Source organism: Vibrio vulnificus CMCP6 (genome assembly GCF_000039765.1).
In the GTDB taxonomy this organism is placed as follows: Bacteria; Pseudomonadota; Gammaproteobacteria; order Enterobacterales; family Vibrionaceae; genus Vibrio; species Vibrio vulnificus_B.
On sequence record NC_004460.2, the window covers coordinates 59,063 to 73,715 of the forward strand.

The 14,653-nt window shown below is 46.0% G+C and carries 15 protein-coding genes; 11 read left to right on the top strand and 4 right to left on the bottom strand.

Annotated elements, in window-relative coordinates; genetic code table 11:
• Positions 1-76 precede the first annotated feature (76 nt).
• Both VV1_RS15460 and VV1_RS15465 read left to right on the top strand, forming a co-directional pair.
• Positions 77-418, top strand: coding sequence for an MmcQ/YjbR family DNA-binding protein (locus VV1_RS15460; protein WP_015727711.1), 342 nt, complete (start codon positions 77-79; stop codon positions 416-418).
• 36 nt (positions 419-454) lie between these two features.
• Positions 455-892 (top strand): Mpo1 family 2-hydroxy fatty acid dioxygenase, encoded by a 438-nt coding sequence (locus VV1_RS15465; protein WP_011081047.1) that lies wholly within the window; start codon positions 455-457, stop codon positions 890-892.
• A 32-nt stretch (positions 893-924) separates the two neighbouring features.
• On the opposite strand, the gene VV1_RS15470 is transcribed toward VV1_RS15465, so the two are convergent.
• Positions 925-1,545: a LysE family translocator gene (locus VV1_RS15470; RefSeq protein ID WP_011081048.1), complete on the bottom strand. Its 621-nt coding sequence runs from the start codon at positions 1,543-1,545 to the stop codon at positions 925-927.
• 283 nt (positions 1,546-1,828) lie between these two features.
• Between VV1_RS15470 and rbsD the strand changes: the two genes are divergently transcribed.
• The 8 genes from rbsD to VV1_RS15505 all read left to right on the top strand — a co-directional run bounded on the left by rbsD (position 1,829) and on the right by VV1_RS15505 (position 9,712).
• A complete protein-coding gene (gene rbsD / locus VV1_RS15475; RefSeq protein WP_011081049.1) occupies positions 1,829-2,248 on the top strand; it encodes a D-ribose pyranase in 420 nt (139 codons plus the stop codon).
• Positions 2,249-2,291: 43 nt separating this feature from the next.
• Positions 2,292-3,797 (top strand): ribose ABC transporter ATP-binding protein RbsA, encoded by a 1,506-nt coding sequence (gene rbsA / locus VV1_RS15480; RefSeq protein WP_011081050.1) that lies wholly within the window; start codon positions 2,292-2,294, stop codon positions 3,795-3,797.
• On the top strand, positions 3,794-4,780 hold the full coding sequence (gene rbsC, locus VV1_RS15485; RefSeq protein ID WP_011081051.1) for a ribose ABC transporter permease: 987 nt from the start codon (positions 3,794-3,796) through the stop codon (positions 4,778-4,780). The genes rbsA and rbsC overlap by 4 nt, the downstream gene beginning before the upstream one ends.
• Positions 4,781-4,855: 75 nt before the next feature.
• Positions 4,856-5,734, top strand: a complete 879-nt coding sequence (gene rbsB / locus VV1_RS15490) for a ribose ABC transporter substrate-binding protein RbsB (RefSeq protein ID WP_011081052.1) — start codon at positions 4,856-4,858, stop codon at positions 5,732-5,734.
• A gap of 155 nt (positions 5,735-5,889) precedes the next feature.
• Positions 5,890-6,810 (top strand): ribokinase, encoded by a 921-nt coding sequence (gene rbsK / locus VV1_RS15495; RefSeq protein ID WP_011081053.1) that lies wholly within the window; start codon positions 5,890-5,892, stop codon positions 6,808-6,810.
• A 20-nt stretch (positions 6,811-6,830) separates the two neighbouring features.
• Positions 6,831-7,850: a substrate-binding domain-containing protein gene (locus VV1_RS15500; protein ID WP_011081054.1), complete on the top strand. Its 1,020-nt coding sequence runs from the start codon at positions 6,831-6,833 to the stop codon at positions 7,848-7,850.
• A gap of 230 nt (positions 7,851-8,080) precedes the next feature.
• Positions 8,081-8,296: a hypothetical protein gene (locus tag VV1_RS25500; RefSeq protein ID WP_011081055.1), complete on the top strand. Its 216-nt coding sequence runs from the start codon at positions 8,081-8,083 to the stop codon at positions 8,294-8,296.
• 432 nt (positions 8,297-8,728) lie between these two features.
• Positions 8,729-9,712, top strand: coding sequence for a chemotaxis protein (locus VV1_RS15505; protein WP_011081056.1), 984 nt, complete (start codon positions 8,729-8,731; stop codon positions 9,710-9,712).
• An 86-nt stretch (positions 9,713-9,798) separates the two neighbouring features.
• Here the strand turns inward: VV1_RS15505 and VV1_RS15510 are convergent, their stop codons facing one another.
• Entirely contained in the window at positions 9,799-10,923 is a 1,125-nt protein-coding gene (locus VV1_RS15510; RefSeq protein WP_173652424.1) for an acyl-CoA desaturase, read from the bottom strand.
• 169 nt (positions 10,924-11,092) lie between these two features.
• On the opposite strand from VV1_RS15510, the gene VV1_RS15515 reads away from it, so the two are divergent.
• Positions 11,093-11,641 carry a GNAT family N-acetyltransferase gene (locus VV1_RS15515; RefSeq protein WP_011081058.1) on the top strand — a complete coding sequence of 183 codons (549 nt, stop codon included), beginning with the start codon at positions 11,093-11,095 and terminating at the stop codon, positions 11,639-11,641.
• Between the two features lie 92 nt (positions 11,642-11,733).
• Here the strand turns inward: VV1_RS15515 and ylqF are convergent, their stop codons facing one another.
• Together ylqF and VV1_RS15525 are read right to left on the bottom strand one after the other, a co-directional pair.
• On the bottom strand, positions 11,734-12,678 hold the full coding sequence (gene ylqF / locus VV1_RS15520) for a ribosome biogenesis GTPase YlqF (RefSeq protein WP_011081059.1): 945 nt from the start codon (positions 12,676-12,678) through the stop codon (positions 11,734-11,736).
• 260 nt (positions 12,679-12,938) lie between these two features.
• Positions 12,939-14,498, bottom strand: coding sequence for a methyl-accepting chemotaxis protein (locus VV1_RS15525; protein WP_011081060.1), 1,560 nt, complete (start codon positions 14,496-14,498; stop codon positions 12,939-12,941).
• Positions 14,499-14,653: the final 155 nt, after the last annotated feature.

A 14,653-nucleotide genomic window follows, 5' to 3' on the forward strand; every position in this document is an offset into this window, starting at 1 on the left:
GTCGTGATTTAACTTCAACTTAAGCCGTGGCATGGTAAGTACAATGTAAGCCATAAAAACGGTTGAAGGATTGATGATGACCACCAAAGAACTTGAAGCCTACCTTGATACTTTTGTTTGCGCAGAAAGCAGCTTTCCATTTGGCCCGGAAGCCTTAGTCTTTAAGGTCAAAGACAAAATGTTTGCGATTCTAGCCAGCCGAGAAGGGCGAGAATACATTACACTTAAAGCGAAGCCCGAAGATGGCGAAGTGTTAACGTCTCAGTTTGAATCCATCACACCGGGTTACCACACCAATAAGCGCCACTGGATCACTGTGTACTTAAATGGCGATGTGGAATCGGGTTTGATTGAAGATTTGTGCCAACGTTCATATCAATTGGTGGTGGACAAGCTGCCTAAGTCGCAGCGTCCTTAAATCAAGTGATGCAATAAGACTATTGGGGGTAAGGGGATGCGCTCATTAGAACAATGGCTGGATGCCTACGGTGAAAGTCATCAAAATTCGACCAATCAAAAAATCCATACCTTTGCTGTGCCGGGGATTTTCTTTTCGATCGTAGCGCTGATTTGGTCGCTGCCTTCGCTTCCTCTGCCTGTTCTGTCGCTGAACTGGGTCTGGGTTGCCGCTTTGCCAGTTTGGTGGTTCTACTATCGGCTGTCGCTTAGTGTTTTTTTGATGATGCTGGGTTATACCCTTGCCAGTATCGCGCTCGCTTGGAGTGTTGAACTGTTGGGGCTGCCCTTAACTGAGATGGCTGTTGGTCTTTTTGTTGTCTTGTGGATTTTTCAGTTTGTCGGCCACAAGATTGAAGGGAAAAAGCCTTCGTTTTTTGAGGACCTGAAGTTTTTGCTGATTGGTCCGGTTTGGGTGTTTATGCGTCATAAATAATGGCGCATAAACAGATTCTCTTATAGAAGGCTTTAGCTGAAAAACAACCAGATACCGACGCCAATCATCAAACTACCAGCAATTCGGTTCAAGCGACGCACGTTTTGTGATTGACCAAGCAAGCGTTTCAAACCTTTACCACCAGTGGCGTAGAGCGTCATACACACAAACTCTGAAATCAGAATAATTCCGACCAGCAGAAAAAGCTGTGGTGGTAGTGGCGCGCTTTTGTCGATAAAAGGGGGTAAGAGAGAAATCATAAATGCCCAGCCTTTCGGATTGGCAATGGCAGTAATGAACCCTTGCATAATCAATTGCCAATTATTCGCGCGGCTGACAGGGCCTGTTTCAGCAGAAAGAGACAGCTTTCCACGAGAGCGCCACATTTGGATGCCTAAGTAAACCAAATAGGTCGCGCCCAATATTTTGAAACTAATGAACAGCATAGGGTAATTGAGCATAACGGCGGCAATACCGACGACCGCTGCAACGGAAACAACCGCAACACCAACCAGCTCTCCGAGCATCATCCAAAGTGTGCGTTTATATCCAATGCTCATACCAAGGGTTAAGGCTAAAGTCATACACATCCCCGGGGTGATAGAGACAAAGAAAAAGGTTGGGATGAAAGCAGAAAGTAGCGCGAAGTTCATGGAGCGAAAATGCCTCACAATATGGGACAAAAGTAACGTAAAGATACAATTACTAACAAATAACTCTGCATAGCATACTCAATTCGTGACATTTGTCGAAATGTATTTGTGACTAATCACGCTGTTTTCTTTCCCCATTCCACTTCGAAAACGATCTCAATCACACATTGATACAAAGGCGATAGAAAATTTTCATTCGCGTTCTATTATCTCATCGAAACGTTTCGATGAGATTTTTTCTCTAACGCGAATCGATAGAGTTCACCCAAATTGAGAAACAAAAATGAAAAAAAGTGCCCTGCTAAACTCTGAACTTTCCTACCTCGTGGCCACCTTAGGTCACACGGACGAGATCACGATTTGTGATGCTGGTTTGCCGATCCCAGATGGCGTCTCTCGCATTGATTTGGCGTTGACTCACGGTGTGCCAAGTTTTATTGAAACCGTACGAGTGATGCTCTCTGAATCGCAAATCGAAGGGGCAATTGTGGCCACGGAGTTTGCAGAGGTAAGCCCTGAGCTTTATCAGGCATTAGTGGCTGAGCTTCAATGTGAAGAAGAAAAAACAGGCAAAGTGTTGTCACTGACGCATGTTTCTCACGAAGAGTTCAAGCAACGTACGGAGTCGAGCAAAGCGGTGGTGCGCACCGGTGAATGCACCCCTTACGCCAATGTGATTTTTCAAGCTGGCGTTGTGTTCTAACCCATTGACAGGTTTCACCAAGTTAGGTGGTTGAGGAGAGAGTATGAACCAAGCGATTTTACAGCTCAGTGAAATTGAAAAAGCATTTCCTGGCGTGAAGGCGTTAGATAAGGCCTCGCTCAATGTCTACCCAGGAAGAGTGATGGCTTTAATGGGAGAAAATGGAGCAGGAAAATCCACCTTGATGAAAGTGCTTACCGGTATCTATTCACGAGACGCAGGTGAGATAGTTTATCAAGGTCAATCAGCGCAGTTCAAAGGGCCAAGAGATTCACAACAAGCTGGTATCAGCATTATTCACCAAGAACTAAACCTTATTCGTGAACTGACCATCGCAGAGAACATTTTTCTTGGTCGAGAGATTACCTCGGCGTTTGGGCGTATTGATTGGCCCCAAATGTACGCGGAAGCGGACAAACTGCTCGCGCGCTTGAAAGTGAAGCACAGCTCAAAGACGTTACTTGGTCAGTTAAGTCTGGGTGAGCAGCAGATGGTGGAAATCGCTAAAGCGCTCTCTTTTGAGTCCAAAGTCATCATCATGGATGAACCAACAGACGCCTTGACGGACACCGAAACAGAGGCGCTGTTTTCGGTTATTCGAGAGCTGAGAGAGCAGGGGTGTGGCATTGTTTACATCTCCCACCGTTTGAAAGAGATCTTCGAAATTTGTGATGACATCACGGTGTTGCGCGATGGCAAATTTATCGGTCAGTGCGAAGTCGTGCAAACAGACGAAGATGGCTTAATTGAGATGATGGTTGGGCGCAAGCTTGAAGAGCAATACCCAAGAATTGACGTGGTGCACGGTCAAACCTGTTTAGAAGTGATTGGTCTGACGGGGTCTGGCGTACACGATGTCAGTTTTACCTTAAAACGAGGTGAAATTTTGGGTATTTCAGGTCTGATGGGCGCAGGTCGAACAGAGCTGATGAAAGTGATTTATGGTGCTTTGCCGAGTGAGAGAGGCGTGATCAATCTTGATAATCGCACCATTAATCCGATAAGCCCACAAGATGGTTTGGCAAATGGCATTGCTTACATTTCAGAAGACCGCAAAGGCGACGGCCTCGTCCTTGGCCTTTCGGTGAAAGAAAACATGTCACTTTGTGCGCTTGATAAGCTAAGCAAAGGTGTGCAAATCCAACATCAAGATGAAGTGGTTGCTGTGGATGACTTTATCCAACTTTTCAACATCAAAACGCCATCTCGCGAGCAAATTATTGGCAATCTTTCTGGCGGAAACCAGCAAAAAGTGGCCATTGCAAAAGGGTTGATGACCAAACCGAAAGTTTTGATCCTAGACGAACCGACTCGGGGTGTAGACGTCGGCGCGAAGAAAGAAATTTACCAGTTAATCAACAAATTCAAAGCCGAAGGGATGAGCATCATTCTGGTCTCATCTGAAATGCCAGAAGTGCTCGGCATGAGCGATCGCATCTTAGTGATGCATGAAGGTCGCATTACTGGTGAGTTTGAAGCAAAACACGCCGATCAGGAAAAACTGATGGCCTGTGCCGTCGGCAAAAAAGTATCTGAGGAAGCAGCATGAGTAGTGAAATCATGAGCAAAAGAAAATCAAATGAGACAAACAAAACTTGGATCAGTAAAGAGTGGCTCATTGAGCAGAAATCGCTCATCGCGTTACTTTTCCTCATCGTGGTGGTCTCTTTTCTCAATCCAAACTTTTTCACCGTAGACAACATTCTCAACATTCTTCGTCAAACCTCGGTGAACGCGATCATCGCCGTGGGGATGACCTTGGTTATTCTGACTGCGGGCATCGATTTGAGTGTGGGGTCGGTGTTGGCCCTATGTGGCGCGTTTGCTGCTAGCCTTGTCGCGATGGAAGTCCCGGTATTCATCGCGGTGCCAACCGCGCTGTTAGCGGGGGCAACGTTGGGGGCCATTAGCGGCATTATTATCGCCAAAGGCAAAGTTCAAGCCTTTATCGCCACACTGGTGACGATGACCTTGCTGCGTGGTGTCACCATGGTGTATACCGATGGCCGTCCTATCTCTACGGGTTTTACCGATACTGCCGATGCGTTTGCTTGGTTTGGCACTGGCTATGCGCTAGGCATTCCGGTACCGGTTTGGTTGATGGTGGTGGTGTTTGCGGCCGCTTGGTATCTGCTTAATCACACCCGCTTTGGTCGCTATGTGTATGCACTGGGTGGGAACGAGTCTGCCACTCGTCTATCCGGTATCAACGTCGACAAAGTCAAAATCGGTGTTTACGCGATTTGCGGCCTACTTGCTGCTTTGGCAGGCATCATCGTCACATCACGTCTATCTTCGGCTCAACCAACGGCAGGGATGGGCTATGAGCTTGATGCGATTGCCGCCGTGGTGCTTGGTGGTACCAGTTTAATGGGTGGTAAAGGACGGATTATGGGTACGTTGATTGGTGCGTTAATCATCGGTTTCCTAAACAACGCGCTGAACTTACTCGATGTTTCTTCTTACTACCAAATGATCGCCAAAGCTGCTGTTATTTTGCTGGCGGTAATGGTGGATAACAAAAATAAATGATTTGAACTCTGGAATAACTCTCTGACAGCCAAGTTTCGGCTTGGCACCCCTACAAAAGTACAAAGGACGACAACAATGAAAAAATTGGCAACACTGATTTCTGCTGCACTACTAACCTCTACCGTTTCTCTTGGTGCGCAGGCGCAAGATACGATGGCGATCGTTGTTTCGACGCTGAATAACCCATTCTTTGTCACCATGAAAGATGGAGCGGAAACGCGTGCAAAAGAGCTGGGCTACAACCTGATCGTTTTGGATTCGCAAAACGACCCGAGCAAAGAGCTTTCGAACGTGGAAGATCTGACCATTCGTGGCGTTAAAGCGATTTTGATCAACCCAACCGATTCGGATGCGGTTTCGAATGCGATTCGTATTGCTAACCGCTCCAAGATTCCTGTTCTAACTTTAGACCGTGGTGCAAGCCGTGGCGACGTTGTGAGTCATATTGCGTCAGACAACGTGGTGGGCGGTGAAATGGCCGGTAATTTCATCGTCGAAAAAGTGGGCGAAAAAGCGAAAGTGATCCAGCTTGAAGGTATTGCTGGAACATCAGCGGCGCGCGAACGCGGAGAAGGCTTTATGAATGCGGTTAAAGGCAGTCATATGGAACTGCTTGCGAGCCAACCTGCGGATTTTGACCGCACTAAAGGTCTGAACGTGATGGAAAACCTACTGGCAGCAAACCCAGATGTCCAAGCGGTCTTTGCACAAAACGATGAAATGGCATTGGGGGCGTTGCGCGCCATTCAAGCGTCGGGCAAAGAGGTGATGATTGTGGGCTTTGATGGCACGGATGACGGTATCGCAGCGGTGAATCGTGGCAAACTGGCCGCGACTATTGCCCAGCAGCCAGACCTTATCGGTGCGCTAGGTATTGAGACCGCAGACAAAGTGCTGAAAGGTGAACAGGTTGAAGATTACATCCCTGTTCCACTGAAAGTCGTAACGAAATAATTGTCACGTTATGCCTCTGACGTTGGTCAGAGGCATAAACGCCCGATGCCATTGAGTTTTTGGTTCACGCTTTGCTCTCTAGTAAGCAGAAAACTCAACGTCATCAGTGTCGTTTTACAATGAACAAAGCTCATTCAAGAGCTGAGGAATACCCAATGAACAAGTTAGTGGTTTTAGGTAGTGTTAACGCAGACCATGTGCTTCAAGTCCCATCCTTCCCACGTCCTGGGGAAACGTTACATGGGCGAAATTATCAAGTGATTCCGGGTGGGAAAGGGGCCAATCAAGCCGTTGCCGCTGCACGTTTAGGCGCAGATACGGGCTTCATCGCTTGTGTTGGGGATGACTCGTTTGGCATCAATATTCGTGAAAACTTCAAGCTTGACGGTATTCAAATCGATGGCGTGAAGATGCAGCCCAATTGCCCAACAGGCATCGCAATGATTCAAGTCGCAGACAGCGGCGAGAACAGTATTTGTATCTCGGCGGAAGCCAATGCCAAATTAACCGAGGTGGCCATTGAATCGGATTTGCCACGTATCCGTGATGCTAGATTTCTTCTTATGCAGTTAGAAACCCCTATCTGCGGGATAGAGCTTGCGGCCAGAGAAGCTAAAGCTGCAAAAACTAATGTGATTTTAAATCCAGCACCAGCGCGCACATTATCTGACGAGCTATTAGCATGCATCGACGTGATCACACCAAATGAGACAGAAGCTCAGGTGTTAACCGGGATTGAGGTAGTGGATGATGAAAGCGCTCAGCAAGCCGCCAATGTCTTACATCAAAAAGGCATTGAGATCGTCATGATTACGCTTGGCTCTAAAGGGGTTTGGCTCAGCGAAAATGGCAGGGGGCAACGCATCTGCGGATTTAAAGTCGACGTCACCGATACAACCGCCGCGGGAGATACTTTTAATGGGGCATTGGTCACTGGTTTATTGGAGGATATGCCTTTAGAATCAGCGATTAAGTTTGCTCATGCAGCGGCGGCGATTTCAGTGACTCGATTTGGAGCGCAAACTTCTATTCCAACCCGTAAAGAGGTCGATGAGTTTTTAGCCGCGCACAGTTAGCCAATAATTAGGAGAACAACATGGCTACGATGAAAGATATTGCAAAGCTTGCTGGTGTTTCCACATCAACCGTTAGCCATGTTATTAATAAGACCCGTTTTGTCAGTGAAGAAATTGCAGAACGGGTGAATCATGCCGCTAAAGAGCTCAACTATTTTGCCCCTTCCGCCTTAGCCCGCAGTTTAAAAGTCAACCGAACCAATACCATCGGAATGCTTGTGACGACCTCAACCAACCCTTTTTTTGGTGAAGTGGTTAAAGGGGTAGAGCGCAGCTGTTATCAAAAAGGGTACAACTTAATTCTCTGCAATACGGAAGGCGACCACGAGAGGATGAAATCGTCGATAATGACCTTGCTGCAAAAACGCGTCGATGGTTTGATTCTGATGTGTTCTTCGCTTGAAGGTGAGCGTTTGGATGTGTTTGAGCGCTACCCTGATATTCCCGTGGTAGTCATGGATTGGGGGCCGATGCTGTTTAGTAGCGATAAGATTCAGGACAACTCGTTACGTGGTGGCTATCTTGCCGCGAATCACCTCATTCAAATGGGGCATAAAGAGATTGGCTGTATTACTGGCCCACTGATTAAACATCAAGCTCAAATGCGTTATGAAGGCTATAAGCGGGCGCTCAATGAGCACGGATTGCCGTTCAACCCTGCGTGGATTGTGGAAGCGGACTTTGAATGTGAAGGCGGCTATCAAGCATTCAAAAAAATCGTCGCCAAAGGCCCTTTGCCAAGCGCTTTGTTTGTTTGCAATGACATGATGGCGATGGGGGTGATCAATGCTGCCAATGAGGTGGGGGTGGAGATTCCTCATGACCTTTCTATTATCGGTTATGACGATATTCACATCGCTAAATTTATGACGCCTTCGCTTACCACTATTCATCAACCCAAATATCGTTTAGGCCAAGCAGCGGTAGAGACCCTATTAAAGAAAATTAATAAAGAGACCGCAGAAGTGCAGGTAGTACAGCTTGAACCGACGTTGATTGAGAGAAACAGTGTCGTTGAGTGGCATGACAATGAGATCTAGTTCATTGTTAGTAACTCTAAGTAAAAAATAGTTACATAGTTGTTTGCTTTTATGCCAATCTAGGTGTGACTTCGCTTGGAATAATTAGCTCACCGAATGATTCGCTTGTTATATCGTCTGAAAATTTTAAGGATGTGATTTTCAGCCAAAAATAGCGAAATAGAGTTGTTTATTGGAATAGCGTGTGGTCTTATTGATACATTAATAAGTAAGGTTTGATAAGTTGAAGTATGATTGGTAGAAAATACGCCCATTTTTCGGTTAAACATCCTTGGATACACCGTTTTAACCTACTAGTAGCGCTCATGATCTTTGCGGTAAGCTGCTACGAGCTACTAGCCAATGAAAACTTATGGTACGGCCTAGGGACACTATTCACATTTGTTTTGTTGCTTGTATTTGCCTCTGCATCTGAGTTTAAACGAAAATACCTTTCTCATGAGTAAATGAGAGAGCAATTGAAAAGGCACTAACGTAGGTGCCTTTTTTGTCTTTCCTTGAGCGATACTTGCCCCCTTTCTCCTGCATTCTAGTTTTCGTTTGTTCTTTGACATTTATCTTGTGTATCGCACCATCCATGATGGGCGGTTTGAAGCGCGCACGCTATCACTCTCCATGGTTAGTTGCATATAAGGAAACAGGAATCATTCAGCGAATGAAGAAAACTTCAGCGAATTAAAAAACTGCGACTATTATTGAAGATAACGGGCATTTTTTGCTGGCAAACGTGGTGAATCACAGTTTTTGTTTAAATATTTGAACTATTGAGTTGTTTGCCGATTTACAAAACTGAGCCAAGCAGTTAAAAAGAAAACAATCGATAAAAAACCGTAGCCTGGCAACAGGTGGTTTATTAACCATGAAAAGTATTTGAAATCATGAGCTATTCAAGTAGTACAATTTTGACCGAAAGTGGAACCAATGAACTTGAGATTATCGAGTTTCATTTGGAGAAGGTTTTGCCTAACGGTGAGACGAAAACTTGCTATTACGGCATCAACGTTGCGAAAGTGCGTGAAGTTATCCAAGTTCCAGAAACAACGGATTACCCAAATGCTCAGCCGCATATGATTGGTGTGTTTTCTTCGCGTGATGTGTTAACGCCACTCGTCGATCTGGCTGGCTGGTTAGGCGTACCTACTCGTCCTGCGGTTGAGCGCAAGTTCGTTATTGTTACTGATTTCAACAAAATGACGAACGGCTTTTTAATCGACAGTATCAGTCGCATTCACCGTATTTCATGGAATGATGTTGAGTCGCCGAGTCAGTTTTTGGAAGCGGGCGAACAAGATTGCGTGGTTGCGGTTGTACGAAAAGATGGCAATCTGATCATGATCCTCGATTTCGAGAAAATCATCGCTGACATCAACCCAGAACTCAGCATGGAGAAATACGACGTTAAAACAGACCGAAGTGTCGATCTTAACCAGCGTATGGTCACCAAGCGTAATGCCAAAACCATTATGGTGGTGGACGACTCTGCGTTCATTCGCTCTCTGATCCAAGAGACACTGACCTCGGCAGGCTACAATATCATCGCCTGTAAAGATGGCGGTGAAGCGCACGATAAGTTAATGAATCTGATTGAAGTCGCGCGTGAAGAGAATTTGCCGTTGAGTGAACTGATTGATGCGGTGGTGACCGACGTAGAAATGCCTCGTATGGACGGTATGCACTTAGTGAAACGTCTACGAGACAGTGAAGCCTACAAGACTCTACCTATTGTGATGTTTTCTTCATTAATGAGTGAAGACAACCGTGCGAAAGCATTGGCCTTGGGTGCCAATGACACCATCACCAAACCAGAAATTGGCCGCATGGTGTCTTTGATGGATAAGTACGTGTTCAACATTGAATCGTAAGCACCAAGCGCCACAATTCATATCGACTAACAAATCAGGCTCCATAACGGAGCCTGATTGTTTTAGAGGGTTAAAATATTTAGGAGCTAAGCATAATGCGCAGTGAGCGCGTGCCAGCGTTTATAACGGCTTAACAAGTCTTCTTTGGCTTGTTGATAACGTATTTTTACTAACGCCACCTCATATTTCTTAAAAGCAGTCTGTTTTTTACACTCTAGAAGCTGTTTCTTTGCATCGTAGTAATCTTTCATCGTGGCAACTAGGCCATCGAATTCCAATTGCAATTGTTGTTTGAGTGACTCTTGTTCACCACGCTGCGCAAGCTGGTGGAGCGCATTTTTCAGCCGTGTGGCAGCTCTGGCTTTGTCGATTTTCATTTGTGGAGTGAGGCGCAAGTTGCGGGTTAGACCTAACCATGAACAGCTTTTGATCAACCATTTTGTTGGGTCGTACTGCCACCAATAAATCCCGTTGCGGTAGTCGTTTTCAAAGATATGGTGAAAATTATGGTATCCCTCACCAAAGGTTAAAACGGCTAAGAACCCATTGTCTCTTGCACTGTTTTTGTCGGTAAAGGTCTGCTTTCCCCAAATATGGGCTAAGGAATTAATAAAGAACGTCGAATGATGACTCAGCGTTAAACGTAGTGCGCCGACCACAAGTAGCATGCCGATGATGTCCTGATAATACCAACCCAATAACAAAGGGATGCCCAAGTTTGTCGCTATTGCCAGCGGCACATAGTACTTATGTTGCCACATAATGACGGGATCTTTTTGGAGGTCGCGACAGTTAGTGTAATCGTTGTAGGTTGATTGATTGTAGTCTCGCAGCATCCAGCCAATATGAGAAAACCAGAAGCCGCGGCTCGCAGAGTAGGGATCTTTATCGTGGTGATCAACAAACTTGTGGTGCATACGATGATCTGAAGACCAATGCAATGCGCTGTTTTGTAGAGAGAAAGCACCGCCGATGGCAAAGACAACACGGAGCAAAGGATGCGCTTCATAAGTCTTATGGCTCCACAAACGATGGTAGCCAGCAGTAATGGAAAGGTTGGTGAAGCTAAAAGTGACGAGTAACCAGATGAGGTGCTCAAAACCAAACCCTTCCTTGATACCGTACCAAGGTGTGACCACAAGGGCGAGTACTAATGACGTAACAAAGATGACAATGTTGAGCCATATGAATGGCGGTTTCTGTTGTTGCAAGATAGACCTCAAATATTTAAGCGAACAGTTGTACGCTAGAATATCAGCGAACAGGTGTAAGTCAAACTAAATGGCAAAATATGTGAACGGAATGTTTCCCTTTACTGGTGGGAAGAGTGTAGTATTAACTCTTTATGAAAAGACTATTTGTAGCGATAAGGACTTAAAAATGGATTTTAAAGTAGCGAATTATTGCGATTTTGAACGGATTTCCCAACTTCACGCAAACAGCCTCAAGTCACACTATGGCGGTATCTTGAGTGAGCAGTACCTGACTCACGAGGTCTCAGCCGAGAAACTGCTGTTATGGCAAACTCGATTAACAAACCCTCCCTTTAGTCAGCACATCGTTTTGGCCGAAGAAGGAGGGCTGTTGCTGGGCTTTATTTGTGCTTTCGGTAACCATGACTTTGAGCTGGGTACCTTCATTGATTCACTCTACGTCGATGACGCGTTTCAAAACCGAGGAATTGGCAGCAAGTTATTAAAAGAAATCGCGCAGTGGCAGCAACATTACTTTAGTGATCGTGGCCTTTATTTACAGGTGAGTGAATCCAACACCGAGGCGATTGAGTTTTACCTGCATATTGGCGGCAGGGTGGCTGAGAGTCGTCAGCGCGAAGATCTGTCAGGGGAAATCGTGGTAGAAAAGGTGATGACTTGGCAAAACGCGCAAGCACTATTGGATGGGCTTGAACTGGCACTCGTTCACGGTTGAAGCCAGCCAGTAAAATGTTGCATTTTTCAGTTCAGTAAAAAAGGGATGCCGTTGGGGCATCCCTTCCGTTTATTAACACTTATTAACGCTCATTAACGTTTGTTACGTAGGTAACGTTTACGACGCTCTTCTTTGTTCTTTGCCTTTTCTTCCGCACGGCGCGCAGCTTCGAGTTCCACTTCCACCAATTCTTCCGTGATCATCTCTGGGCGTTCTAGGGTAATTTGTCCTAGCGTGCCGCTACGAAGCTCATGCAGCAGGATTTCACTGGCCTTGTGGAGATCAACACGACCACCAGAACGCAATGCCCCACGGCGTTGGCCAATCTCTTCCATCAATTCAACATCGGTTTCTGGCAGTTCTTCGATCTGATAGCGCTCTTTCAACTTCTCAGGGTAGTGCTTTGCGAGGTACTCGACGGTGTAAAACGCCACTTCGTCATATTCCATCGCCGTATCTTTCACTGCGCCTGTAGCGGCTAAACGAAAACCACTATGAGGGTTTTCCACTTTTGGCCAAAGAATCCCAGGGGTATCTGATAACACAATGCCATTTTGCAGGTTGATGCGCTGTTGGCGGCGAGTCACCGCTGGTTGGTTACCCGTTTGTGCAATCGCACGGCCGGCCAAAGTGTTGATGATGGTGGATTTCCCCACGTTTGGGATGCCCATGATCATGGTACGAATGTTTTTGCCGACTTCTTCACGATGAGGAGCTAGCTTACGGCATAGCTCAAGAATTTTATGCACTTCTTGAGTCTGTGACGTGGTGATCGCCATCGCTTTTACATTCTGTTCTTTTTCAAGATGTTCAATCCAAAGTTCTGTTAGCTCAGGATCGGCTAAATCGCGCTTGTTCAGTACTTTAACGACGGGTTTTTCACCGCGGATTTTAGAAATAAGAGGGTTTTCGCTACTAAAAGGAATACGTGCATCTAGCACTTCAATAATGACATCTATCTGCGGAATCGCTTCTGCAATCTCTTTTTGGGCTTTATGCATGTGGCCCGGAAACCATTGAATTGAATTGTTAACCATTTGAATAAATTGCCCTTTGTGTTTCTTTGTCTGTCTGAAAACATACCGCATTTGGCTAAAAAGCTGTGATAGCAACTTCAGCTAGGGTGTGTACAGACGGCTTTGGCGCGATCTTATCACTTCCAACCTCCGATGGCGAAGATAAGATTCCTTATTCACAACAAGCCCATCTCTCGGTATCACGACCCAAATAAAAACGCACCACGGGGTTTGGCTGCCCGTTGTGCGTTTTATTACTTATCGTCTATAGGTTGAACACATCAAATGCGTCTAAATTGAGAAACCAGCTTACCTTGGCTATCTAGGGATTTCACCAACGCGTTACATTGGTGACAGGTGTCACTTGAGAGCACGTTGGTGGCCGAGCAAGCATCACTGATGGATTGCACGCTAGAGCTCATGTCTTCCGTGACTCGAGCCATCTCTTCAACTGCTGTAGCAATTTGGTTGTTTCGGTCAGAAATGTCCGTTACTTGGTCGAGAAGTATTTGCAGTTTTTGCCCAGAGGAGTCGGCTGAAGAGACACATTGTTCAGCCAAGTGCGTCCCTTCACTCATGGAGGAGACCGCTTTCTGCGTGCTGCTTTGGATCAATCCAATCACTTTCTGGATTTCTTCGGTAGATTCATGGCTGCGCTGCGCAAGCTTTCTCACTTCGTCGGCGACGACTGCAAAGCCTCGCCCTTGTTCACCAGCTCGAGCGGCTTCGATGGCCGCATTCAAGGCGAGTAGGTTGGTTTGCTCAGCCACACCCTGAATGATGATCAGCACATCACCAATGGTTTTGCCGTGTTGCGCGAGTTGGCTCACCACGTCTGAAGTTTCATCCAATTGTCCTGCCAGTAGTTTTATCGCCTTGACAGTGTCTTGCACGGTGATCATCCCTTCACTCGCGGCGGAGTGAGCTTGATCTGTCGCATCAGAGGCACTTTGCGCGTTTTGCGCGATCTCATTGGCGGTGGAGTGCATTTCGGTAATGGCAGCAGCCACTTGTTCTGTCTCGTGGGTTTGACCTTTGAGGTTGTGCGAAGCTTTGTCGCTGTTTGAAGATGAATTTCTTGCAGAGTCAATTAGTTGTTGATTGGAGTCCTGAATGCGTCCCACCACCGCATTGAGCTCAGACTGGCGCATCTTAAGTGCCAATTTTATCTCGGAAATATCGTCTACTTTCTTGTTGTATACCAGTTCCATCAATGGGTTATCGAACACTTTACGCGCTTCTGCTGAAAGCGATTCTAATCGACGGGTGGAGCTGTAGCTGATCGCCACAGACAGTAAGAGAAGTGACCAAATACCTAAGCCGGGAAGCGCGGTATTGAACGCCAAGCTTAAGAGAGTCGCGCCAAAAAACAGTATTGATTGCCTTTGCCATAGTCGAGTGCGAGGAAGCTTGAGTTGAATAGGCGTCTTGCCAGCACGAATTTGTGCGTATAGCCGAGTCGCATTTTCGACATTTTCTCGGCTTGGACACAACCGAACAGATTGATATTCGACAACTTTGCCAGAGCTGTCCTTAATGGGTGAGGCAAACGCATCAACCCAATAATGGTCGCCATTTTTACAACGGTTTTTGACCATTCCCATCCAAGATTTACCCGCTTTCAAATGTTCCCATAAATCTTTAAACGCTTCGGGTGGCATGTCAGGGTGTCGCACGATGTTGTGTGGCTGCCCCATCAACTCCTCTAACGTATAACCAGCGACATCACAAAACTCTTTGCTCGCATACGTGATATGACTGGAAGGAGAGGTAACAGAGAGAAGGTTGTAGTGAGGAGGGTAAGTCACCTCTTTCTGCGTCACGGGTTGATTGATTCGCATAAATTGCCTCTTGATTCATATCCCTGAATGAAAAAATAAGCCACGACTTTTACTTTAGCTTTAACTTAAATAACAATCATTATTATTGCTCTTTTATAAGGTTTAGTTCAGTTTGGAAAAAGTACAAACCTTCATATTACCCATTGCTTTTATTG